Origin of the sequence: Streptomyces sp. NPDC059875 (assembly GCF_042731085.1) — a bacterium.
Lineage (GTDB): Bacteria > Actinomycetota > Actinomycetes > Streptomycetales > Streptomycetaceae > Streptomyces.
In genome coordinates, this window is the sequence record NZ_JBHWJZ010000013.1 from 178,032 (window position 1) to 201,539 (window position 23,508).

General features: G+C 70.4%; 22 protein-coding genes. 13 read left to right on the top strand and 9 right to left on the bottom strand.

Annotated features, from left to right (window positions below; all coding sequences use genetic code 11):
- Positions 1 to 72 precede the first annotated feature (72 nt).
- From ccrA to pssA, 7 genes are all read left to right on the top strand, one after another.
- Complete coding sequence (ccrA, locus tag ACFV9D_RS18420) at positions 73 to 1,410, top strand: crotonyl-CoA carboxylase/reductase (protein ID WP_385146706.1); 1,338 nt, start codon at positions 73 to 75, stop codon at positions 1,408 to 1,410.
- A gap of 14 nt (positions 1,411 to 1,424) precedes the next feature.
- Positions 1,425 to 3,437: a protein meaA gene (locus ACFV9D_RS18425; RefSeq protein ID WP_385146708.1), complete on the top strand. Its 2,013-nt coding sequence runs from the start codon at positions 1,425 to 1,427 to the stop codon at positions 3,435 to 3,437.
- Positions 3,434 to 4,399 (top strand): HpcH/HpaI aldolase/citrate lyase family protein, encoded by a 966-nt coding sequence (locus ACFV9D_RS18430; RefSeq protein WP_385146710.1) that lies wholly within the window; start codon positions 3,434 to 3,436, stop codon positions 4,397 to 4,399. Before ACFV9D_RS18425 ends, ACFV9D_RS18430 begins: the two co-directional genes overlap by 4 nt.
- Positions 4,400 to 4,404: 5 nt before the next feature.
- The gene (locus ACFV9D_RS18435) at positions 4,405 to 4,929 is read left to right on the top strand and encodes a MaoC family dehydratase (RefSeq protein WP_030320137.1); all 525 of its coding nucleotides are present in this window, start codon (positions 4,405 to 4,407) and stop codon (positions 4,927 to 4,929) included.
- Positions 4,930 to 4,931: 2 nt separating this feature from the next.
- Positions 4,932 to 6,137 carry an acyl-CoA dehydrogenase family protein gene (locus ACFV9D_RS18440; RefSeq protein WP_385146712.1) on the top strand — a complete coding sequence of 402 codons (1,206 nt, stop codon included), beginning with the start codon at positions 4,932 to 4,934 and terminating at the stop codon, positions 6,135 to 6,137.
- 169 nt (positions 6,138 to 6,306) lie between these two features.
- Positions 6,307 to 6,963: a phosphatidylserine decarboxylase gene (locus tag ACFV9D_RS18445; protein WP_260226710.1), complete on the top strand. Its 657-nt coding sequence runs from the start codon at positions 6,307 to 6,309 to the stop codon at positions 6,961 to 6,963.
- A complete protein-coding gene (gene pssA / locus ACFV9D_RS18450; protein ID WP_385146714.1) occupies positions 6,956 to 7,834 on the top strand; it encodes a CDP-diacylglycerol--serine O-phosphatidyltransferase in 879 nt (292 codons plus the stop codon). Before ACFV9D_RS18445 ends, pssA begins: the two co-directional genes overlap by 8 nt.
- A 79-nt stretch (positions 7,835 to 7,913) precedes the next feature.
- Here the strand turns inward: pssA and ACFV9D_RS18455 are convergent, their stop codons facing one another.
- The 6 genes from ACFV9D_RS18455 to ACFV9D_RS18480 all read right to left on the bottom strand — a co-directional run bounded on the left by ACFV9D_RS18455 (position 7,914) and on the right by ACFV9D_RS18480 (position 13,162).
- Positions 7,914 to 8,096, bottom strand: a complete 183-nt coding sequence (locus tag ACFV9D_RS18455; protein ID WP_385146716.1) for a hypothetical protein — start codon at positions 8,094 to 8,096, stop codon at positions 7,914 to 7,916.
- A 140-nt stretch (positions 8,097 to 8,236) separates the two neighbouring features.
- A complete protein-coding gene (locus tag ACFV9D_RS18460; protein WP_385146718.1) occupies positions 8,237 to 9,511 on the bottom strand; it encodes an ABC transporter substrate-binding protein in 1,275 nt (424 codons plus the stop codon).
- Complete coding sequence (locus tag ACFV9D_RS18465; protein WP_385146720.1) at positions 9,508 to 10,611, bottom strand: branched-chain amino acid ABC transporter permease; 1,104 nt, start codon at positions 10,609 to 10,611, stop codon at positions 9,508 to 9,510. The genes ACFV9D_RS18460 and ACFV9D_RS18465 overlap by 4 nt, the downstream gene beginning before the upstream one ends.
- Positions 10,604 to 11,494: a branched-chain amino acid ABC transporter permease gene (locus ACFV9D_RS18470; RefSeq protein WP_329114013.1), complete on the bottom strand. Its 891-nt coding sequence runs from the start codon at positions 11,492 to 11,494 to the stop codon at positions 10,604 to 10,606. Before ACFV9D_RS18470 ends, ACFV9D_RS18465 begins: the two co-directional genes overlap by 8 nt.
- Entirely contained in the window at positions 11,491 to 12,309 is an 819-nt protein-coding gene (locus tag ACFV9D_RS18475) for an ABC transporter ATP-binding protein (RefSeq protein WP_385146722.1), read from the bottom strand. The genes ACFV9D_RS18470 and ACFV9D_RS18475 overlap by 4 nt, the downstream gene beginning before the upstream one ends.
- Positions 12,310 to 12,343: 34 nt before the next feature.
- On the bottom strand, positions 12,344 to 13,162 hold the full coding sequence (locus tag ACFV9D_RS18480) for an ABC transporter ATP-binding protein (RefSeq protein WP_385146724.1): 819 nt from the start codon (positions 13,160 to 13,162) through the stop codon (positions 12,344 to 12,346).
- Positions 13,163 to 13,343: 181 nt separating this feature from the next.
- Between ACFV9D_RS18480 and ACFV9D_RS18485 the strand changes: the two genes are divergently transcribed.
- Complete coding sequence (locus tag ACFV9D_RS18485; RefSeq protein ID WP_385146726.1) at positions 13,344 to 14,543, top strand: PucR family transcriptional regulator; 1,200 nt, start codon at positions 13,344 to 13,346, stop codon at positions 14,541 to 14,543.
- A 360-nt stretch (positions 14,544 to 14,903) separates the two neighbouring features.
- Here the strand turns inward: ACFV9D_RS18485 and ACFV9D_RS18490 are convergent, their stop codons facing one another.
- Positions 14,904 to 16,058, bottom strand: coding sequence for a glycerate kinase (locus tag ACFV9D_RS18490; protein WP_385146728.1), 1,155 nt, complete (start codon positions 16,056 to 16,058; stop codon positions 14,904 to 14,906).
- A 362-nt stretch (positions 16,059 to 16,420) separates the two neighbouring features.
- Here ACFV9D_RS18490 and ACFV9D_RS18495 point away from each other — a divergent pair, with 362 nt between their 5' ends.
- Entirely contained in the window at positions 16,421 to 17,494 is a 1,074-nt protein-coding gene (locus ACFV9D_RS18495; protein ID WP_385146730.1) for an ADP-ribosylglycohydrolase family protein, read from the top strand.
- Positions 17,491 to 17,982: an NUDIX domain-containing protein gene (locus tag ACFV9D_RS18500; RefSeq protein WP_385146732.1), complete on the top strand. Its 492-nt coding sequence runs from the start codon at positions 17,491 to 17,493 to the stop codon at positions 17,980 to 17,982. Before ACFV9D_RS18495 ends, ACFV9D_RS18500 begins: the two co-directional genes overlap by 4 nt.
- A gap of 5 nt (positions 17,983 to 17,987) precedes the next feature.
- On the opposite strand, the gene ACFV9D_RS18505 is transcribed toward ACFV9D_RS18500, so the two are convergent.
- Positions 17,988 to 18,404 carry a universal stress protein gene (locus tag ACFV9D_RS18505; RefSeq protein WP_385146734.1) on the bottom strand — a complete coding sequence of 139 codons (417 nt, stop codon included), beginning with the start codon at positions 18,402 to 18,404 and terminating at the stop codon, positions 17,988 to 17,990.
- 1 nt (position 18,405) lies between these two features.
- Positions 18,406 to 19,938, bottom strand: a complete 1,533-nt coding sequence (locus ACFV9D_RS18510) for an APC family permease (RefSeq protein ID WP_385146736.1) — start codon at positions 19,936 to 19,938, stop codon at positions 18,406 to 18,408.
- 240 nt (positions 19,939 to 20,178) lie between these two features.
- Here ACFV9D_RS18510 and ACFV9D_RS18515 point away from each other — a divergent pair, with 240 nt between their 5' ends.
- From ACFV9D_RS18515 to ACFV9D_RS18525, 3 genes are all read left to right on the top strand, one after another.
- The gene (locus ACFV9D_RS18515; protein ID WP_385146738.1) at positions 20,179 to 20,895 is read left to right on the top strand and encodes an NAD-dependent deacetylase; all 717 of its coding nucleotides are present in this window, start codon (positions 20,179 to 20,181) and stop codon (positions 20,893 to 20,895) included.
- 93 nt (positions 20,896 to 20,988) lie between these two features.
- Complete coding sequence (locus tag ACFV9D_RS18520) at positions 20,989 to 22,080, top strand: PP2C family protein-serine/threonine phosphatase (RefSeq protein WP_385146740.1); 1,092 nt, start codon at positions 20,989 to 20,991, stop codon at positions 22,078 to 22,080.
- 128 nt (positions 22,081 to 22,208) lie between these two features.
- On the top strand, positions 22,209 to 23,366 hold the full coding sequence (locus ACFV9D_RS18525) for an ALF repeat-containing protein (protein WP_385146742.1): 1,158 nt from the start codon (positions 22,209 to 22,211) through the stop codon (positions 23,364 to 23,366).
- The last annotated feature ends 142 nt before the right edge of the window (positions 23,367 to 23,508 follow it).

A 23,508-nucleotide genomic window follows, 5' to 3' on the forward strand; every position in this document is an offset into this window, starting at 1 on the left:
CTCCACAGCAGCACTCCAAGACGTAACCCCTCAGTGCGTCCCCCTCAGACGCCGCACCGCCGGAGGCACCCCGTGAAGGACATCCTGGACGCGATCCAGTCCCCGGACTCCACGTCCTCGGACTTCGCCAACATCAAGCTCCCCGAGTCGTACCGCGCCGTGACCGTCCACAAGGACGAGACCGAGATGTTCGCCGGCCTCGAGAGCCGCGACAAGGACCCGCGCAAGTCGCTCCACCTCGACGACGTGCCGCTCCCCGAGCTCGGCCCGGGCGAGGCGCTGGTCGCGGTCATGGCCAGCTCCGTGAACTACAACTCGGTCTGGACCTCGATCTTCGAGCCGCTGTCGACCTTCGGCTTCCTGGAGCGGTACGGCAAGCTCTCCGAGCTCACCAAGCGCCACGACCTGCCGTACCACATCATCGGCTCCGACCTCGCGGGCGTCGTGCTGCGCACCGGCCCGGGCGTCAACGCCTGGAAGCCCGGTGACGAGGTCGTCGCGCACTGCCTCTCGGTCGAGCTGGAGTCCTCGGACGGCCACAACGACACGATGCTCGACCCCGAGCAGCGCATCTGGGGCTTCGAGACCAACTTCGGCGGCCTGGCGGAGATCGCGCTCGTCAAGTCCAACCAGCTGATGCCGAAGCCCGACCACCTGAGCTGGGAGGAGGCGGCGGCTCCGGGCCTGGTCAACTCCACCGCGTACCGCCAGCTGGTCTCCCGCAACGGCGCCGGCATGAAGCAGGGCGACAACGTCCTGATCTGGGGCGCCAGCGGTGGACTCGGCTCGTACGCCACCCAGTTCGCGCTGGCCGGCGGCGCCAACCCGATCTGTGTCGTCTCCAGCGACCAGAAGGCGGACATCTGCCGCGCGATGGGCGCCGAGGCGATCATCGACCGCAACGCCGAGGGCTACAAGTTCTGGAAGGACGAGCACACCCAGGACCCGAAGGAGTGGAAGCGCTTCGGCAAGCGCATCCGCGAGCTCACCGGCGGCGAGGACGTGGACATCGTCTTCGAGCACCCGGGCCGCGAGACCTTCGGCGCCTCCGTGTACGTCACCCGCAAGGGCGGCACCATCGTCACCTGCGCCTCGACCTCGGGCTACAACCACGAGTACGACAACCGCTACCTGTGGATGTCGCTGAAGCGCATCATCGGCTCGCACTTCGCCAACTACCGCGAGGCGTGGGAGGCCAACCGCCTGGTCGCCAAGGGCAAGATCCACCCGACGCTCTCCAAGGTCTACTCACTGGAGGACACCGGGCAGGCCGCCTACGACGTCCACCGCAACCTGCACCAGGGCAAGGTCGGCGTGCTCGCGCTCGCCCCCGAGGAGGGCCTGGGCGTCCGCGACCCGGAGATGCGCGCGAAGCACATCGACGCCATCAACCGCTTCCGTAACATCTGAGACCGGGACCGTACATGACAGAGCGTCAGAAGGACCGGCCGTGGCTCATGCGGACCTACGCCGGTCACTCGACCGCCGAGGCGTCCAACGAGCTGTACCGGCGCAACCTCGCCAAGGGTCAGACCGGCCTCTCGGTCGCGTTCGACCTGCCGACGCAGACCGGCTACGACCCCGACCACATCCTCGCCCGCGGCGAGGTCGGCCGGGTCGGGGTCCCGGTCTCGCACCTCGGTGACATGCGCCGGCTGTTCCAGGACATCCCCCTGGAGCAGATGAACACCTCGATGACCATCAACGCCACGGCGATGTGGCTCCTGGCGCTCTACCAGGTGGTCGCGGAGGAGCAGGGCGCGGACGTCACCAGGCTCCAGGGCACCACCCAGAACGACATCGTGAAGGAGTACCTGTCGCGCGGGACGCACGTCTTCCCGCCCGGCCCCTCGCTCCGCCTCACGACGGACATGATCACCTACACGGTGAACAACATCCCGAAGTGGAACCCGATCAACATCTGCAGCTACCACCTGCAGGAGGCGGGGGCCACTCCGGTCCAGGAGATCTCGTACGCGATGTCCACCGCGATCGCGGTGCTCGACGCGGTCCGGGACTCCGGCCAGGTCCCGGCGGACCGCTTCGGCGAGGTCGTCGCCCGTATCTCCTTCTTCGTGAACGCGGGCGTCCGCTTCATCGAGGAGATGTGCAAGATGCGCGCCTTCGGCCGCATCTGGGACAAGGTCACCCGCGAGCGGTACGGCATCGAGAACGAGAAGCAGCGCCGGTTCCGTTACGGCGTCCAGGTCAACTCGCTCGGTCTGACCGAGGCCCAGCCGGAGAACAACGTCCAGCGGATCGTGCTCGAGATGCTGGCCGTGACGCTCTCCAAGGACGCACGCGCGCGTGCCGTCCAGCTCCCCGCCTGGAACGAGGCGCTGGGGCTGCCCCGCCCCTGGGACCAGCAGTGGTCGCTCCGTATCCAGCAGGTGCTCGCCCACGAGTCCGACCTGCTGGAGTACGAGGACATCTTCGCCGGCTCGCACGTCATCGAGGCCAAGGTCGACTCGCTCGTCGAGGAGTGCCTGGCCGAGATCGACCGGATCCAGGAGATGGGCGGCGCGATGGCCGCCGTCGAGTCCGGCTACCTGAAGTCGCAGCTGGTCTCCTCGCACGCCGAGCGGCGCGCCCGGATCGAGGCAGGCGACGAGAAGATCATCGGCGTCAACATCTTCCAGTCGACCGAGGAGAACCCGCTCACCGCGGACCTCGACACGGCCATCATGACCGTCGACCCGGCCAACGAGGCCAAGGTCGTCGCCAAGCTCCACGAGTGGCGCGACAACCGCGACGAGAACCGGGCCCAGGAGTCGCTGGCCGCCCTCAAGGCCATCGCCGCCGGGGAGGGCAACCTGTTCGCCGCCACCCTGGAGTGCGCGCGGGCCGGCGTCACCACCGGCGAGTGGTCCTGGGCGCTGCGGGACGTCTTCGGCGAGTTCCGCGCCCCCACGGGCGTCTCCTCCGCGCCTGTCGCGGTGACGGCCGAGGCGGGCACCCCGCTGGCTCTCGTACGGGAGAAGGTGGCGCGGACGGCCTCGGAGCTGGGCTCCGGGCGGCTGCGGCTCCTGGTCGGCAAGCCGGGCCTGGACGGGCACTCCAACGGGGCCGAGCAGATCGCCGTACGCGCGCGTGACGCCGGTTTCGAGGTGGTCTACCAGGGGATCCGGCTGACGCCCGAACAGATCGTCAACGCGGCCCTCGCGGAGGACGTGCACTGCGTCGGTCTGTCGATCCTCTCCGGCTCGCACGCCGAACTGGTGCCGGACGTGCTCGACCGTCTCCGGGAGGCGGGTGCTGTCGACATCCCGGTCATCGTCGGCGGGATCATCCCGAACGCCGACGCCGCAGAACTGAAGCGCGCGGGTGTGGCCGCCGTCTTCACACCGAAGGACTTCGGTATCACCGAGATCATCGGCCGTATCGTCGACGAGATCCGGAAAGCGAACAAGCTCGACCCTCTGGAGGTCCCCGCATGACCACCCCCGTGAACCGTCTGCGTCCGCGCCGCTCCTGCCTCGCGGTCCCCGGCTCGAACCCGCGCTTCCTGGAGAAGGCCCAGGGGCTCGCCGCCGACCAGGTCTTCCTGGACCTGGAGGACGCCTGCGCGCCGCTCGCCAAGCCCGAGGCCCGTCACACCATCGTCAAGTTCCTGAACGAGGGTGACTGGACCGGCAAGACGCGGGTCGTGCGGGTCAACGACTGGACGACCCACTGGACGTACCGCGACGTCGTCACCGTCGTTGAGGGCGCCGGCCAGAACCTCGACTGCATCATGCTGCCGAAGGTCCAGGACGCCCAGCAGATCGTCGCGCTCGACCTCCTGCTGACCCAGATCGAGAAGACGATGGGCTTCGAGGTCGGCAAGATCGGCATCGAGGCGCAGATCGAGAACGCGCAGGGTCTCAACAACGTCAACGCGATCGCGACGGCCTCGCAGCGCGTCGAGACGATCATCTTCGGCCCGGCCGACTTCATGGCCTCCATCAACATGAAGTCCCTGGTCGTCGGCGAGCAGCCGCCCGGCTACGGCGCCGACGCCTACCACTACATCCTGATGGCCATCCTGATGGCCGCCCGCGCCAACAACCTCCAGGCGATCGACGGCCCCTACCTGCAGATCCGCAACCAGGAGGGCTACCGCGAGGTGGCCGGCCGCGCCGCCGCCCTCGGCTTCGACGGCAAGTGGGTGCTGCACCCGGATCAGGTCGCCGCGGCGAACGAGATCTTCTCCCCCTCGCAGGAGGACTTCGACCACGCCGAGCTGATCCTGGACGCGTACGACTACTACACCTCCGAGGCTGGCGGCAAGAAGGGCTCGGCCATGCTCGGCGACGAGATGATCGACGAGGCGAGCCGCAAGATGGCCCTGGTCATCTCCGGCAAGGGCCGCGCCGCCGGCATGCAGCGCACCAGCAAGTTCGAGATCCCGGAGGCCTGAGTCCCATGCAGTTCGGCCGCACCTACGAAGAGTTCGAAGTCGGCGCCGTCTACAAGCACTGGCCCGGAAAGACGGTCACCGAGTACGACGACCACCTCTTCTGTCTGCTGACGATGAACCACCACCCGCTTCACATGGATGTGAACTACGCGGAGAACACGACGGACTTCGGCAAGAACGTCGTCGTCGGCAATTACATCTACTCGCTGCTGCTCGGCATGTCCGTCCCGGACGTCTCGGGCAAGGCGATCGCCAACCTGGAGATCGAGTCGCTGCGCCACGTCGCGCCGACCTTCCACGGCGACACCATCTACGGCGAGACCACGGTCCTCGACAAGACCCCGTCGAAGTCGAAGAACGACCGCGGCATCGTCTACGTCGAGACCAAGGGCTACAAGCAGGACGGCACCCTCGTGTGCGTCTTCCGCCGCAAGGTCATGGTCCCCACCGAGACGTACATCAAGGAGCGCGGCGGCGAGCAGCCCGGCCGCCCCGAGCTGATCGAGCCCGCGAAGAAGACGGAGAAGTAGCCATGGCCCGACTCGCCCAGACCGCCGGGCTCACGGACGTCCAGCAGGAGATCCTCAAGACCGTCCGGGAGTTCGTCGACAAGGAGATCATCCCGGTCGCGACCGAGCTGGAGCACCGCGACGAGTACCCGCAGCAGATCGTCGACGGGCTGAAGGAGCTCGGCCTCTTCGGTCTGATGATCCCCGAGGAGTACGGCGGCCTGGGTGAGTCGCTGCTCACCTACGCGCTGTGCGTGGAGGAGATCGCCCGCGGCTGGATGTCGGTCTCCGGCATCATCAACACGCACTTCATCGTGGCGTACATGCTGAAGCAGCACGGCACCCAGGAGCAGAAGGACTACTTCCTTCCGCGGATGGCGGCCGGCGAGACGCGCGGCGCCTTCTCGATGTCGGAGCCGGGCCTCGGCTCGGATGTGTCGGCCATCACGTCCAAGGCTGTCAAGGACGGCGACGAGTACGTCCTCAACGGCCAGAAGATGTGGCTGACGAACGGCGGAACGTCAACGCTCGTGGCCGTTCTCGTCCGAAGTGACGAAGGACACCCCGAGGGCACGGCGCCCCACAAGTCGATGACGACCTTCCTCGTCGAGAAGGAGCCCGGCTTCGGAGAGGTCCGCCCCGGCCTCACCATCCCCGGGAAGATCGACAAGATGGGTTACAAGGGCGTCGACACGACCGAACTCATCATGGACGGACTGCGCATTCCGGCCAATCGGGTACTCGGCGGCACCACCGGCCGAGGGTTTTACCAAATGATGGACGGCGTGGAAGTCGGCCGCGTGAACGTCGCGGCCCGTGGCTGCGGTGTCGCTCAGCGTGCCTTCGAACTGGGTGTCTCGTATGCCCAGCAACGTCACACTTTCGGCAAGCCGATCGCTCAGCACCAGGCGATTCAGTTCAAGCTCGCCGAGATGGCTACCAAGGTCGAGGCCGCTCATGCGATGATGGTGAACGCAGCACGCAAAAAGGACTCCGGGGAACGAAACGACCTCGAAGCGGGGATGGCGAAGTACCTCGCCTCCGAATACTGCAAGGAAGTCGTCGAGGACGCCTTCCGTATCCATGGCGGATACGGGTTCTCGAAGGAGTACGAGATCGAGCGCCTCTACCGTGAGGCCCCGATGCTGCTCATCGGTGAAGGTACCGCCGAGATCCAGAAAATGATCATTGGTCGTCGGCTGCTCGAGGAGTACCGATTCCAGGGTTGATTGTCGCTTTTGAGTCGGTTCGGCCGCGAAGAAGATCACACCCTGTGTTCGTCTTCCGGCCGTCGACTCGGCTTCTGGCTTACCCAGTTGCGGCCCGCAACCGATAGCATCGCCAGAAAGCCGCCGTCCCCCGTTGCCAGTGCGGCATCATCCGCTACGAAGGTCATCCATGCCCCACAGCCAAACCTCTGCACCTCGCGACAGCCTTGCCGGCGTACGCATCGCACGCGGAGCATCGCCGTGGCTTCTGCCGACCGTCGCCACCGCGGCGCTGAGCCTGGTGCGTGCGCGCCGGTCGAGGCGTGCCGCCGCCATCGCCGTGCCCACCACCGCCCTGGCGGCGGGCATGCTGTGGTTCTTCCGCGACCCCGAGCGCGAGATCGCTCAGGGCCGGGTCATCTCGCCCGCCGACGGTGTGGTGCAGAGCATCATGCCGTGGAAGGACGGACGCACCCGGGTCGCCATCTTCATGAGCCCGCTGAACGTCCACGTCAACCGCGCGCCGCTGGCCGGCACGGTGACGTCCGTGGAGCACATCCCCGGCGGGTTCGTCCCGGCGTTCAACAAGGAGAGCGAGAACAACGAGCGCGTTGTCTGGCACTTCGACACCGAGCTCGGTGACATCGAGATGGTGCAGATCGCGGGGGCCGTGGCCCGCCGCATCGTGCCGTACATCCCGCAGGGGACGAAGGTCGAGCAGGGCGAGCGCATCGGTCTGATCCGTTTCGGGTCGCGCGTTGACATCTACCTTCCGGAAGGTGTCGACGTCGCCGTCGAGGTCGGTCAGACCACGACCGCGGGGGTGACTCGCATTGACCGTGATTGATCCTGACACTCGGGCCGGCGACTGGGTCGCCGACGCGGAGGACGGTGCCGACGAGTCCGAGGAGATGCCGCTGTCGCTGAGGCTGTCCATAGCGGACGCCCTCACGCTCGGTAACGCGACGTGTGGATTCATGGCGGTGTACTTCACCACCACCGGCATCCTCATCCCGCACCTCACGGGCAGCGCCGAGACCGGCATGGCACGCAACAGCGCCGCCACCGCCGTGATCCTCATGCTGTGCGCGGCGATCTTCGATCTCTTCGACGGCATCGTGGCGCGCAAGCTGCGCTCCTCCCCCATGGGCGCCGAGCTCGACAACCTGTCGGACCTGATCAGCTTCGGTCTGGCCCCGGCCTACTTCGTGCTCGTGTACGGGATGGTCGCGGTCCCGGACGGCGCGCAGCAGAAGGTCTCGGCGGTGGCCGCGGTCGCAGTGCTCCTCGCGGTCGTGCTGCGGCTGGCGAGATTCTCGTGCGTGACCATGAAGGACGGCATGTTCCAGGGCATGCCGAGCCCCTTCGGCGCGCTGACGGTCGTCTCGATCGTGCTGCTCGAGCTGCCGTTCGTCCCGACGCTGCTCGCGATCATCGGGGTCGCCTGGCTGATGGTGAGCCGGGTCGAGTACCCGAAGCCGCGGGGCATCCTCGCGGTGGCGATGCTCAGCTGGATCGTGGGCGCGATGGGCATGCTGGCGGCCTGGGCGTTCGACGCGCCGGGCGGGCAGCTGCTGCTCCAGACCGGCTGCGCTCTGCAGGTGGTGATGGGCGCCGTGATCCCCCTCTTCGCGACGGCCCGTCGGGTGAACACCTTCCGCGGCAACCGCCGCGAGAGCCGCGAGGCGCGTCAGGCGGAGGCGGCACAGCTTCCGTAGGCGGCCGGCGAGGTACGTGTACGAGGAAGGGCCCGGAGACATGGTCTCCGGGCCCTTCCTCGTACCCTCGGCCGGACGGTCAGCCGCCCAGGGGCTTCTCCAGGCACAGCAGGCCCGGGCGATCGTCCCAGGGGGCGACGGTGTCGAAGCCGAGCTTGCGGTTGAGGGCGAGGGCGTGCTCGCGCCAGAGCCGGACCGAGAGGCGTACGGTGTGCGCTCCGGCGCTCGTCGCGTGGCGCAGGGCCCCGTGAATCAGGGCCACCGCCGCGCCCCGGCCACGGGACCCGGGATCCGGGTGCGTGCCGCGGGCGCCATGGGCGCGAGCAGTAGGCGTGCCGAGCACCCGGCCGACCCCGCCGCGCAGGGCGCGCGGCGGGGTCGGCCGGGTGGGGGCACGGGGTCTCAGCCCGCCTTCGGGGTGAAGGCCTTCGCCGGGTCGGAGACGAAGGGTTCGCGGACCGTGCGCATGCCGCCGGGGACCGTCTTGTCCGGCTGGAGGATGACCGACTCGCGGGACGACGGGGCCGCCGGGTCGCTGAGGTCGTGCGTCATGCCGAAGCCCGCGTCGTAGGCGTTGAGCGTCAGCAGCGCCTTGCCGATGCCCTCGCGGGTGAGGTCCTTGGAGGCACAGGCCTTCTTCAGGGCCTCGCCGAAGACGCTCGCCGCCGTCCAGCCGGCCACGATGCCGTTGTCGAGGCTGTCGCTCGGGTAGGCGGCCTTGTAGTCGGCGACCAGCTTCTTCGCGGCCGGGGTGTCCGCGCCGATGGGCAGGCTCGGGGAGGCGAACCAGTACATCTTCTCCAGCGCCGGGCCCGCCTGGGTGCCGAGCAGCTGCGGCGCGAACGCCGAGTTGTTGCCGATGATCGGCACCAGGAGCTTGGTCGCCGCGGCGACCCCGACCAGCGAGGCGGCCTGCCGCGGGCCCGCGCTGATGACGATGCCCTTGACCCCGGCCTGCTTGAGCGCCGCGACCTGCGCCGACATGTCGTTGTCGGTGGGCTTGATCTTCTGCTCGACGACCGTCAGCCCCGCCTTCTCGGCCGCGTACTTCGAGCCGGTGAGCGCGTTCTCGCCGTAGTCGCCCTCGAAGTAGACGTGGCCGAGCTTGTCGCCCGCCTTCAGGCCCTTCTCCTTGACCAGGAAGTCGACGGCGTTGATCGTCTCGACGTCGTACGTGGAGCCCAGGACGCGGATGTACGGGGAGCCGAGCAGCGAGGCCGACCAGGCCTGCGGCAGCACGAGCCCCTTGTCCTGGCCGTCGACGCGCTGCTTGACGGCGGCGACGAACGGGGAGCCGATGAACTGGGTGTAGCCGACCACCTTCGGCTCCAGCTCGGTGTACGCGGACAGCGCCTTCTGCGGGTCGTACCCGTGGTCGCGGACCGTCAGCTCCAGCTGCCGGCCGCAGATCCCGCCGGCCGCGTTGACCTGCTTCACGTACAGCTGCTGGGCCTGCGTGACGCTCTTGCCGAGCGTGGCGTACACCCCGGTCATGTCCGTGAGCGCGCCGAGCGCGATGGTCTTGTCGGTGACGCCCTTGCCGGCCTTCACCCCGCCCGCGCCGGTGCCGTTGTCGTCGCCGCTCTTGGCCTTGGAGCTGCAGCCGGCGGCGGTCAGGGCGACGAGGGTGGCGAGCGCGACGGCCATGGTTCTGGACGTCTGTCGTCGGTGGATCATCGTTCCTCCCCAGAGGAGTGCGAGGGTCGGTCGGTTCGCTTGGGTTTCCGGGCGGCCAGCCGGACCAGGCCTCCGGGCAGGAAGAGCACCACCGCGACGACGGCGGCGCCGTAGAGATAGCGCGCGGCCTCCCCCGGTGCGATCCCGCCCGTCCCGGGGGCGGAGACCAGGGGAAGCGCGTCGCTGTACCGGTTGAGGAGCTGCGGGAGGAGGGAGACGAAGACGCCTCCGATCACCGCACCGGCGACCGAGCCGAGACCGCCGATGACGATCATGGCCAGGTACTCGAGGGAGAGCATCATGCCGAAGTACTCCGGCACGGTCCGCTGGAAGACCAGCGCGAGCAGGACGCCGGCGAGGCCCGCGTACATGGACGACAGGACGAAGACGGCGGCGCGGTAGCGGGCCACGGGGATGCCCATGACGCCCGCGGCGATCCGGTGGTCCCGGATGGCGTTCATGGCGCGACCGGGGCGGCCGCGGAGCACTCCGCGGGCGAAGAGCGCGCCCGCGAGGAGGAGGACGAGCCCGAGGTACCAGAGCTTCTCGGCGGAGCCGAACGGCACCTGGGCGACGAGGAGTTCGCTGTCGTCGAAGGTGAGGCCGAAGAAGGAGAGCGGGGGCACCGCGCGGCCGTTGAAGCCGCCGGTGAGGTCGTGGGCGTTGAAGAGGACGTGCTGGCCGATGAAGATCAGCGCGAGGGTGGCGATTCCGAGGTACGCGCCCCTCAGCCGGCCCGCGATGGGGCTGAACACCCCGCCCGCCAGGCCCGCCAGCGCCACGGCGAGGACGCCGGCGAGCCAGCCCGGCAGACCGAACCCCGTGAGCCCGTCCTGCCCGTCGCCGGCGAAGGCGCAGTAGCCGTAGGCGCCGACGGCGAGGAAGAAGGCGTGGCCCATGGAGAGCTGGCCGGTGGCGCCGGTCAGCAGGTTGATGCCGATGGCGCCGATCGCGGCGGCCATGGCGAAGAGCCCGGCCTGGAGCCAGAAGCGGTCCAGGTAGAAGGGGAAGGCGGCGAGGACGAGACCGGCGACGGCCCATCCGTAGACGCGGGGTCGGGCGAGCGTGGCGACGCCACGGCGGGGAAGCGCGTCAGACACGGGCCAGCTCCTTCGTACCGAAGAGTCCGGCCGGACGGATCAGGAGTACTGCGACCATCACGAGGTACGGGGCGAGGTCGCCGATGCCCCGGCCGAGGAAGGTCAGATCGCCCTGGTAGCCGGTGGCGAGGGACTCGGTGACGCCGACCAGGAGTCCGCCGACGAGGGCGCCGGTGGTGGAGTCCAGGCCGCCGAGGATGGCGGCCGGGAAGGCCTTCATCGCGGCGAACGAGGTGGTGCGCTCCAGGCCTGGGGTGGGGAAGACGGTGAGGAAGAGGGCGGCGACGGCGGCGAGTCCGCCGGCCACCGCCCAGGCACCGAGCGAGACCCGACCGAGACGGATGCCCATGAGGGCCGCGGTCTCCTGGTTCTCGGCGGCGGCGCGCATGGCGACGCCCCAGGAGGTGTACCGGAAGGCCAGCAGGAACGCGGTGATGAGGAGGGCGGCGGCGAGGAAGGCCGCGATCCGGGTCTGCGCGATCGTGACCGGGCCGAAGGTGACGACGGCGTCGCCCCAGGGGTCGCCGAGCGAGAGGATGTCCGTACCGATGCGGCGGGTCAGTTCGGTGGCGAGCAGGATGTCGACGCCGATGGTGACGATGGCGAGGACGCTGTGGTCGGAGCCGCGGTAGCGGCGCATGACGAGGAACTCGACGGCCGCGCCGACCAGGGCCGCGCCGCCGATGCCCACGAGCAGCGCCGGCCAGAAGCCGATGTCGTCATGGAGCACGGCGGTGAAGTACCCGCCGGCCAGCAGGAGCGAGGCGTGGGCGAAGTTGACGACCTCCGTGGCGCGGAAGATCACCACGAAGCCGAGGGCTATGAGGGCGTAGATCGAGCCCAACGAGACTCCGTTGAGCAGGAGTTCGGCGAAGGTGGTCACTCGGCGGTCTCCTCTCCGAGGTAGGCGCGGACGACCGCCGGGTCGTTCTGTACGTCGCCGGGGGCGCCGTCGGCGATGCGACGGCCGAAGTCGAGGACGGTGACGGCGTCGGCGAGCCGCATCACCACTCCCATGTCGTGCTCGACGAGGACGATGGAGATCCCGAGGCTGTCGCGGACGCCTGCGATCACGGCGGCGGTACGGCGGCGCTCGTCGGCGGTCATGCCGGCGACGGGCTCGTCGAGGAGGAGCAGTTTGGGCTCCATGCAGAGCGCGCGGGCCAGTTCGGCGAGCTTCTGCTGTCCGTAAGGGAGCGATCCCGCGGGCTGTCGGAGCTGCTTCTCCAGGCCGACGAAGGCGGCGATCTCCCGGACCCGGGCCCGATGGCGGGCGTCCTCGCGGGCGGCCGAGGGCAGCCGGAGCCCGGCGGCGAGGAAACCGGTCCGGGTGAGCCGGTGGCGCCCGAGCAGCAGGCTGTCCTCGACGGTGGCGCGGGGCGGCAACGCGAGGTTCTGGAAGATGCGGGCGACTCCGAGGTCGGCGATCTTGTGCGGGGGCAGGGCGGTGAGGTCGTGCTCGCCGAAGCGGACGCTGCCGGAGGTGGCCCGGTAGACGCCGGAGAGGACGTTGAAGCAGGTGGACTTGCCGGCGCCGTTGGGGCCGATGACGGCGTGGACGGTGCCGGGGCGGACGGTGAAGGAGACGGCGTCGAGGGCGGTGAGCCCGGCGAAGCGGACGGTGACGTCCCGGACTTCGAGGGCGGGTACGGACGCGGCGGGGGCGGCTGCCTCGCCGGGAGGCGGGGGCTGGCTCATCGGTTCTCCCCACGGGACTGCGGCGCGGTCGTCGTCATCGGACGCCCTCCCAGCGGGACAGGACCGGGTGCGTGGTCGCGGCGGTGGCCCCGTCGGCGGCGGCGTCCTCGTCCACGACGCCCAGATAGCGGCGGCGTACCTCGTCGGAGGCGGCGAGTTCCGCGGCCGGCCCGGAGAGGGTGACCTCGCCGACCTCCAGCACGTACGCCCGGGAGGCGAGCCGCAGCGCGAGCGCCGCGTTCTGCTCGACGAGCAGCACGGCCGTTCCCTGGGCGTTGATCTCGCGGATCGTGTCGGCGATCCGGGCGGCCATCAGCGGCGCGAGGCCGAGCGAGGGCTCGTCCAGGAGCAGCAGTTTCGGCGAGGCCATGAGCGCGCGGCCGACGGCGAGCATCTGCTGTTCGCCGCCGGAGAGCAGCCCGGCGCGCTGGTGGGCGCGGTCGGCGAGGACGGGAAAGAGTTCGTGGACCCGGGCGAGCGCCGCGGCCTTGGCGGCGCGGTCGCCGCTCGCGCCGAGCGCCCCGGCGCGGAGGTTGTCCTCGACGGTCATCCGGGCGAAGACCTGGCGGCCTTCGGGCACTTGGGAGACCCCGGCGGCCACGATCCGGTCGGGTGGGAGCCCGCCGATCTCCCGGCCGCCGAGGCTGACGGTGCCGGAGGTGACGGCTCCGCCGTGGAACGGCAGTGTGCGTGAGATGGCCCGCAGCAGCGTGGACTTGCCCGCGCCGTTGCCACCGAGGACGGTGACGACGCTGCCCTCCGGCACGGCGAGCGACACCTGCCGCAGGGCGCGTACCGGTCCGTATCCCGCCGACAGGTCCGCCACCTCGAGGGCGAGTGCGGTACCTCCCATGGTTCCCCTTCCGTGGGCCCGTTCAGTGGCGCTCACCCCAACACCGCGTGGGGCCGCGCGTCCACGTGCGGCGGCCGAAACGCTGCCGGTGACCAGCGGGCGCGGCGATGGGTTGTGCACGCGCACAACACCGCGTGTCAGGGGCCTGTGGGGATCGGCTCCGGGATGGCATCCTCCGGGCATGGGACGGCGCAGATCGCGGACCGGCGATGACTGGAAGCTGCTGGCGGAGGCGTGTACGGCGCTTCTGGAGCGGCTGCCGGAGCTGGTGGACGAGCATCTGAGGGAGCTGCACGAGTACGAGCCGGCGTACGGCCGGATCGTGCCGTACGACCAGCACTGGCAGGAGGCCCATGAGGCGATGCGGATCGGGATCGAGATGATTTCGGCGCCCCGGGACTCGCCGCGGCGGGACCTGGAGCACGCGGACGAGATGGGGCGGCGGCGGGCCGAGCAGGGGATGCCCCTGGAGCTGGTGGTGCACGCGTACCGTCACGCCGGGCATCTGGTGTGGGACGCGCTGATCGAGGACGCGTCGGCGTTCCCGCCGAGGCTGGCGGCGCTGACGTTGTCGGCGACGATCGTGTGGTCGGCGGTGGACGCGCAGGCCGACACAGCGTCGGAGGCGTACCGGGCGACGGAGCTGGAGCTGCGGCGCCGCACGGACGAGCAGCTCCAGGCGCTCCTCGACGCCCTGTTGCAGGGACAGCGCTCGCCGGAGGTGACGTCACGGGCGGCGGCGGGCCTGGACCTGCCGGAGCACGGGCGGTACGCGGTGGTGGTGCTGCGGCACGACCGGCGGGAGGTGCCGCAGCCGTTCCACCGGCGGGTGCAGGGGGCAGGGGTGCGGTTCCTGTGGCGGATGGGGGCGGACTGCGAGTTCGGCGTGGTGTCGCTGGCGGAGGGCACGGGCCTCGACGCGCTGTCGGAGCTGCTTGAGGGGCGTTGTCCGGGCCCCGGCGGAATCAGCCCGGTGGTCACCGGGCTGTCGGAGCTGGGCCGGGCGCGGCGTCTCGCGGAACTGGCGCTGCGCACGTGCGCGCCCGACTCGCACCAGATCGTCCGCCTGGACCGCCGGATGGGCGGCGCGCTGGTGGTCGGCCAGCCGGAGCTGGCCGGCCTGCTGATCACGGACGTCCTGGGCGGCCTCCTGGAGCTGGACCCGGCGGACCGGGCGATCCTCTTGGAGACGCTGGACGTCTGGCTCGACTGCGAGGGCTCGGCGGGGCGGGCGGCGGGGCGCCTCTACTGCCACCGCAACACGGTCTTCAACCGCCTGCGACGCCTGGAACAGCTGACGTCGAGGTCCTTGTCCCGGCCGCGGGACCTGACGGAGATGACGCTGGCGCTGGACGCGTTCCGCTTGACGTCGACGGGGTGAGGGACCGGGGGTTCCTCCCCCACCCCACCCCTTCCCGAAACCCTGCCGGGGGCGGGTGGGGGGCGGATGCGGGGGCTCCGCCCCCACCCGCCGGGCGTGGGCGCGCCGGGGCATGTCCCCCCCGTTGTGGGCAATCGTTCCGCAGGGCGGAACGGGTGGGCACAACGGACGGCGCCCTTGCGGGCGCCTCCGTTCCATGGGCCCGGCGCCCCCGGGAGCGGCAGCTTTGCGCCGCGCCGCCCGCCCCGTGGGCCTTCTCCGGGGGCAGCTTCGCGCCCCGCCCGTGCGCCCCTGGGGCTTCCCGGGGCCTCCCGGAAGCCCGCGCGGACCCCGGCCCCGGACCTTCGCGCCCGCAGGGCGCTACGCCAGGAAGTCCCTGGCGATGTTCGCCGCCACCTGTTCGAGCAGCGGGCCCGCGTTGGCGATGCACTTTGCGGTGTCCGGCTCGAGGTCCGTCAGGGGGTAGGCGCGGCGGATGCCGGCCTTGCCGAGGGCTTCGGGGGCGAGGGCCAGGCGGCCGCAGACTGCGACGACCTCCTTGCCGGCCGCTCGGGCCGCCGCGGCGACGCCCGCCGGGGCCTTGCCGTGCAGGGTCTGCTCGTCCAGGGAGCCCTCGCCGGTGATGACCAGCGTGGCCCGCTCCAGGGCCGGAGCGAAGCCCAGGACGTCGAGCATCAGCTCGATGCCGGGGCGGAAGCTCGCGTCCAGGCCGACGAGCGCCCCGTACCCGATGCCACCCGCACCACCCGCACCCGGCGCCACCGCGCACTCCGCCGCCTTGGGGCCGATGGCCTTCTCCAGGACGGTCACGAAGTGCGAGAGCGCCGCGTCCAGCGTCTCGACGTCCTCCTGCGTGGCCCCCTTCTGCGGGCCGTACACGGCCGGGGCGCCCTTCGGACCGGTCAGCGGGTTGTCGACGTCGCTCGCCAGGATCAGGTCCACCGCGGCGAAGCGCGGGTCCAGGCCGGACAGGTCGGCGGTGACCAGCGAGGCAAGCGCCGCGCCACCCGGGCCCACCGGCTCGCCCGCCGCGTCGAGGAAGGCCGCGCCCAGCGCGGCCAGCATGCCCGCTCCGCCGTCCGTCGTCGCGCTGCCGCCGACGCCGAAGACGATCGTCGTCGCACCCGCGTCCAGCGCGGCCCGCAGCAGCTCGCCCGAGCCGTACGTCGTCGACGTGAGCGGTGCGAAGACGCCCGCCGGGAGCAGCTGGAGGCCGGACGCCTCCGCCATCTCCACCACGGCCGTCGTGCCGCGCAGCGCGAACGCCGCCGTCACGGGGTCGCCGACCGGCCCGGTGACCCGTACCTCACGGCGTTCGAAACCGGCCGCCACCGCGGCCGCGACCGTACCGTCGCCGCCGTCCGCCACCGGCAGGGTCTCCACTTCCAGCTCCGGGACGACCCGTCGCAGACCTGCTGTGACCCGCTCCGCGACCTGTACGGCCGTGAGCGAGCCCTTGAACTTGTCGGCCGCGACGAGCACGCGTGCGACCTCAGTTACTGCTCCGTCCGTCACCTTGCATCCCTTGCTTTCGAACAGGCAGTCGCGCCGAGCCGACCCTATCCGCACCCCCAGACGGCGTGCCACCCCCTGATAAGGCGATATTCCGCACCATACTGGGGCCATACGAGCAGGGAATCGATCGATCAAAAGGGCTCCCGACCTGGTGGTGGTGGGTATCGGGGTCGCTGCCGTGGTCGCGGTCCGATGTTCTACGGGGTCGCGGAACTGGTACGGGCCATGGTCGGCGAGGCGATGACCGAACAAGGCGGTGAAGTCCCGCAGCGAGACGGACGAGCACACGCCGTGAGGCCGGCCCCGCCGGAGGCCGGACGTGTCGGCGCGCGCCGGTCCGGGGGATTCGGTACACCGGACGTATGGCGCTCAAGCACGGCGAACTCGCCGACCGCATTCTCGGCGGCTGGACGGGCCGGATCGCCGGGAACATGCTCGGCAAGCCCGTCGAGCGCGGCGACCACTGGACGCCCGAGCACATCGACCGGTACCTGCGGCTGACGGACGCGCTCCCGCTCACCGACTACCTGCCGCCGCCGCCCGCCGGCGCCCTTGCCGAGGGGTTCGAGCTGCGGCCCGAGTGGCCGCAGTGCGTACGCGGGCGCATCCACGGGAGCTGCCGGGACGACGACATCGACTACTCGATCCTCGGTCTGCACCTCCTGGAGACCCGCGGCTTCGACTTCACCACGGAGCAGGTCGGCGAGCTTTGGCTGCTGCGCCTGCCCTACCTGCAGACGTTCACCGCCGAGCGGACGGCCTACCGCAATCTCGCCAACGGCCTCAAGCCTCCGCTGACCGCGACGTACGACAACCCCCACCAGGAGTGGATCGGCGCGCTGATCCGCGCGGACGTCTACGGCTGGACATGCCCGGGCGAACCGCGCCGGGCCGCCTCGCTGGCCCGGCGCGACGCCGTGCTGTCCCACACGGGCAACGGGGTGTACGGCGCGATGTGGGCGGCCGCCCTGATCGCCGCCGCCTTCACGGCGCCGGACGTGCGCTCGGCCCTGGAGACGGCGCTGGAGCGGATCCCGGCGAGCAGCCGCCTCGCGCGGACGGTGCGGCACACGATCGCCCTGTACGAGTCGGGGGTGGAGTGGTCCGACACCCTCGCCGAGCTGGCGGAGCGGACGGACGGCCTCGGCTGGATCCACACCGTCCCCAACGCGGCCGTGCTGACGGCCGGACTGCTGTACGGCGGGGGTGACTTCACCGCCACGATCGCCCTGACGGTCCGCGGCGGCCTGGACACGGACTCCAACGGGGCGACGGCGGGCTCGGTGGCCGGGGTGCTGTGCGGGGCGGCGGCGATTCCGCCGCAGTGGTCGGAGCCGTTGCGGGACCGGGTGCGCAGCGCCGTGTTCGGCTTCGACGGGGTACGGATCAGCGAGCTGTCCGAGCGGACGCTGCGGCTGGCTACGCTGACGGGATGACGACGACCGACTACGCCACGTACATCGCCGGCCTGCCCCGTGTCCTCGCCGGCGCCGCCGCGCTCTTCCGGGACGCGGCGGGCCGCGTCCTGATCGTCGAGCCGAACTACCGCGAGGGCTGGACGCTCCCCGGCGGCACGATCGAGTCCGACACGGGCGAGACGCCCCGCCAGGCGGCGCGGCGCGAGACGGCGGAGGAGATCGGCCTGGACCTGGAGCTGGGGGCGCTGCTCGCGGTCGACTGGTCGCACGGGGCGGGGCGGCCGCCGATCGTGGCGTATGTGTACGACGGCGGGGTGCTGAGCGAGGAGCGGTTCGCCGCGATCCGTCTCCAGGAGGAGGAGCTGCTCTCCTGGAAGCTGATCGATCCCGCCGAGGCGACCGCCCATCTGCCCGGCTCCCTCGGTCTGCGCGTCCTCGCGGCCCTCGACGCCCTCGCGACGGGCCACGGTCCTGCGGAGCTGGAGAACGGCCGTCCGGCCCGCTGACCCCCTCACTCCTCGGGCGGGACGCACAGCACCGGGACGCTCGACAGCTGCAGGAGTTTGTGCGGGGTCGAGCCCAGGAGCGCGCCGCGCATCGGGCTCTCACCCCAGCTGCCGACCACGATGACGCGTGCGGCGTGGCGGTTCGCCGCATCGATCAGGGCCTGGGCCGGCTTGTCGTCGATCACCTCGACCACAGTCGGCACGCCCACCCGGTCGGCCTCCGTGACCGCGTGCTCCAGACCGGTACGGCCGGCCTGCCGGATGGCCTCGTGGTGGGACGCGTACTCCTCGCCGGTCGGGCCGGGGGCCGCGGCCCCGTAGACCAGGACGAGCGTCTCGTCGAACGCGGCGGCCACTTCGACCGCGATGCGCAACGCACGGGCGGCGCCGGGGGATTCGTCGTAGCCCAGGACGATCGACATCTCAGAACTCCTTGCCGGAGCCGGAGCCGGGGCCGGAGCCGGAGCCGTGACCGTGGACCAGGTCGGGGTCGGCGACACTCGGGCGCTCCTGCCAGAACGCGGGTGCCCGCAGCCGCCATACGAGCATGATGACCACGCCGGTGAGGGCGATGCCGATGCCGATGACGAGCGGGGGGCCGAGACCGAACCACGAGGTGCCGCTGTAGGAGTTCTCCGGATCGGACATGTCGGAGACCGACCTGACCAGGAGCCATGTCAGCAGTCCGGCACCGACCAGGGGCCCGAGGCCGATGAACAGGAAGTTGTGGACGCTCTCGAAGAGATGGCGGCGGTAGTAGACGGCGCAGGCGATTCCCGTGAGGGCGTAGTAGAAGGCGATGAGCAGCGACAGCGCGGTGAGCGAGTCGAAGAGGGCGTTCTCGCTGATCCGGTTGACCACGAGGTACCAGCCGATGGCGATGCCGGCGACCCACCACGTACTCACGTCGGGGGTACGGAACCGCGGGCTGATGTGTCCGTAGTGCGCGGGCAGCGCCCGGCGGCGAGCCATGGACAGCGCGGTGCGCGAGGCCGGGATGATGGTGGTCTGGGTCGAGGCGATCGCGGAGGTGGAGACGGCGAGCAGCAGGATCCAGTCCCAACCGCCCAGGACGTCGCCGGCGAGCTGGGCGAAGATGAACTCCTCTTCCCCGGCGTTCTCGGCCAGGAACAACGGACCGGCGTACGCCACGACCGCGAACCCGACGGACACGTAGGTCACCAGCAGGATGACGGTCGACCAGAGCCCCGCCTTGCCCGGGGCGGTCGCGGAGTCCTCGACCTCTTCGGTGAGGTTGACCGCCGATTCCCAGCCCCAGTAGATGAAGACACCCAGGAGCAGCGCGCCGGTCAGCGCCGCGCCACCGGCACCGAACGGGTTCAGCCAGCTGAGTTCGGGGTCGACCGACGGATACTTGCTCGTGCCCGCGTAGACGCTGTAGAGCGCCACGACCACGAAGATCAGCAGGCAGGCGACCTGCGCCAGGATGAGGACGTTCTGCACCTTGGCCGACAGCTCGGTGCCGATGACGCACAAGGCCGTCATCACGAGGATGAGCAGCACGGTGAGCAGTTGGCGTACGAAGGTGTTGTCCACCCAGCTGTCGAGGCCGAAGGCGAGCAGGGCGAAGGTCACGGCCACGTCGGCGAGCGAGCCGACGACCAGGACGCCGGTCATCGCGATGGCCCAGCCGCCGAGCCAACCGGCCCAGGGGCCCATGGCGCGCGTGACCCAGGAGAAGGTCGTTCCGCAGTCCTGGTCGACCTTGTTCAGGTAGTAGAACGCCGACGCGATCAGCAGCATCGGTACGAAGGACGCGAACATCACGCCGGGCGCGTAGATCCCGACCAGTGCGACGACGGGGCCGATGACGGCCGCGAGGGAGTACGCGGGAGAGGTGGAGTTGAGCCCGATGACGAGGGCGTCGACGAAGCCGATCGCATTGGCCTTCAGGCCTGCGGTTCGCCCGGCGGGCGCGGCATCCTCGGCGGCCATGTTCCCTCGCTCCGGTAGTGCCGGGACACCACCGCTCCGGTGTCGCCCGGACAGAACAGAGACCGGACAGGACAGAGAGACGTACGCCTTCATCGTAGGGAGGCCCGGCGCCCCGTGCATGCGCAGGAGACCGACGGCGCATGCGCAGGAGACCGACGGCGGCGACGGGCGGCGCGGCGGACGGCGGCGACGGGCCGAAAATTCTCGGAAGATCCGCCGTGCAGAACCTAGGCTCGCCGTATGACTCTCGTGGCGATTCTCAGCGGGGCCGGTGTCTCCACCGACTCCGGGATTCCGGACTACCGCGGCCCCAACGGGGTGTGGACGCGTGATCCCGAGGCCGAGAAGCTCGCCACGTACGAGCACTACATGGCCGACGCCGACATCCGGCGCCGCGCGTGGCGGATGCGGCTCGACGGCCCGGTGCTGCGGGCCGAGCCGAACGCGGCGCACCGGGCCATCGCCGCGTTCGAGCGGGCCGGGAAGCCGGTGCGGGTGATCACCCAGAACGTCGACGGGCTGCATCAGCTCGCCGGGGTGTCGGATCGCAAGGTCATCGAACTCCACGGCTCCGCGCGGGCAGTCGTGTGCACGGCCTGTCATGCCCGCTCCTCGATGGAGGCGGCGCTCGACCGGGTGCGGGCCGGCGAGGAGGATCCGAAGTGCCGGGTGTGCGGCGGGATCCTGAAGTCGGCGACCGTGATGTTCGGGCAGCGGCTCGATCCGGTGGTCCTCGGCGAGGCGATGGGGATCGCCAAGGCCGCCGAGGTGTTCATCGCGGTCGGTACGAGCCTCCAGGTGCAGCCCGCCGCCTCGCTCGCGGGGATCGCCGCCGAGAACGGCGCTCGGCTCGTCATCGTGAACGCCGAGCCCACCCCGTACGACGAACTCGCCGACGAGATCGTGCGCGAGCCGATCGGCACCTCGCTGCCGGCGCTCCTCGAGCGTCTCGGCTAGGAGCTGTCCGGGCGATCACGACGGACTCGACATGTGCTCGGTTTCCTGCTCGTCAGAGCGCTGTGCCCTGATTACGCGGATATCCTATGAAGTGTGATCGAGTCTGGACGGCCGCGGCTCCCTCGGCGCTACGGCCGGGGGAGGTTTGTGCGGCTGTCGCCGGTCATTCTGACCGTCGTGATCGCCAGCCTGGCCTACGCCACTCCGCCGGAAATGGCCTTCAGCCGCCTCCTGCCCGCGGCGCCGGCGCTGGCGGCCGCCATGTGGCCGGTCCTCCCCACCGTCCTGCTCGGGACGGTCTGCCTCTTTCTGATGATCGGCCTCAGCCTCGTCTTCCCCGATCTGGGCACGTGGTGGACGGCCGCGGGGATCATCGCGGTCACCGTGGCCGCCGCGTACGGAAGCCACGTCCGGCTCCAGCGGGAGCGCACCCTCTTCCAGGTACGGCTCGTGGCCGACGCGGCGCAACAGGTGGTGCTGAGCCCTATGCCACGCCGCTTCGGGAACGTCGAGATCGAGTCGCTGTATCTCGCGGCCGCGGCGGAGGCCCGCATCGGCGGCGACTTCTACGAGGTGGTCGACACGCCATTCGGGGTCAGGCTGCTCATCGGTGACGTGCGGGGCAAGGGCCTGCCGGCGGTGGGGGCGGCCGCGGCGATCGTCAACGCCTTCCGGGAGGCGGCCTACGGCGAGACAGACATGGTCGACGTCGCACGCAGGCTGGACGCCAGCAGCACCCGTTACAACGCCGCCTTTCCCCCCGACGGGCCGATGGAGCGTTTCGCCACCGCCCTTCTCGTCGAGATCCCGCACGAGGGGAGACGTATCGACATCCTCAACTGCGGACACCCCCCGCCGCTGCTCCTGAACCGCAGGAAACTCCGTGTCCTCGAGTCCGCCACTCCCTCGCCACTGCTGAGCCTCGCCGAGCTGATCGGCGATCACTACAACGTCGACACCTTCGACTTCGCCCCCGGCGACCTGCTGCTCCTCTACACCGACGGGATCGCCGAGGCCCGCGCCCACGACGGCGAGTTCTTCCCGCTGGCGGCTTGGATGCGTCGACAACCCCCGACACCGCCCCGCGAACTGCTCACGGCTCTTCACCGCGACCTCCTCCGCTACAGCAGAGGACGCCTTGACGACGACATCGCCGCCCTCGCCGTACGCCTGACCGAGCCGTGAAGCACGGAGCCCCTCACACGGATTCGTCTGGCACCTACAACCTTCTGCGGGGGTGATGAGTCTTTGCGGCGCAAAGACCATTCCCGCAGGGGGTATTTTCTGTGAAGTTGTCCCGGATCGCCGCAGCTGTGACCACGGCTGCTCTGGCTCCGGCCGTCCTCCTCGCGTCGCCGGCGTTCGCCGACGGAAACGAGGCTGCCGCGTCCACCAACCCGCCGGCTCCGACCGCACCCGACCACGAGGCCGCGGACGCGTCCGGCGAGGACCAGGCGGAGCAGGACCGCAAGACCATCCTCGCGATCATCGCCGACCCGATGGCCAGCGAGTACATGAAGGAAGCCGGCCACAAGGCCATCGCCGACGGCCCCGCGGCCATGCGCACGTTCATCGAGACCGACCAGCACCGCATCCGTCTCGACGACTACCGGGTCGCCATCGCGAGGCTCGCGAACCAAGCAGGCCCCGCCCTGGAGGAAGGAATCAAGAACCTCCTCCGGACCGACGAGCTGACCCTGGCAGACCTCCGCCACTTCTACGAGGTCACCCAGCACGAGCTCCGTGACGACGACAACAAGGTCGAGATCGCCCGCCTGACCAACACCGCCGGCCCCGCAGTCAAGGAAGCCGCCAAGAAGGCCCTCCTCGGCACTCCGGCCGACCGCACCGCCTTCCTGGACAAGGGCCGCCACCTCGCACAGGCCTCGGACGACCGGGTCGAGCTCGCCCGCATCGACGAGAGCTGGGACGGCCCCATCCTCAGCGAGGCGATCAGCAAGCTCCTGAACGGCTCCCCCACCCCGGCCGAGCTGCGCCACTTCCTGGAGGTGACGCAGCACGAGCTGCGGGACCAGGACAACCGCGTCGCGATCGCCCAGCTCATCGGCGGGGGCGGCCCCGAGCTGGTCAAGGCCGGCCGCGCCGCTCTGGCGGGCACCCCCGCCGACCGTGCCGCGTTCCTGCTCACCGGTCAGCACGAAGCCCGGGAGAAGGACAAGAAGGCCCAGCAGGAGAACGACACGAACGACAAGAACGACGGCAAGGGCGACGGCCGGCAGGGCCAGGACGGCTCCGGAACCGGCACCGGGAACGACACCGGCACGGGTACCGGCAGCACCCCCAACACCGGCAACACAGCCGTGACCCCGCAGGGCGGCAGCGGCTCTCCGCTGGCCTCCACCGGCGCGGGCGACACGGCCCTCATCACGGGAGGCGCGGGCACCGCGCTCGTCGCCGGCGCGGGCATCCTGCTTGCCGCGCGGATGCGCCGTCAGGGCTCCGGCTTCTGACCGATCCCAAACCCGCCGTACAAGGGGCCGGCCGCGTCACGGACGCGGCCCGCCCCCCAGCACGTACCCCCGGTGGCCGAATATTATACACATAAACGAGGCCACGAGGCTCCGTGGGAACGCGGAATCGGGAATAAGAGTG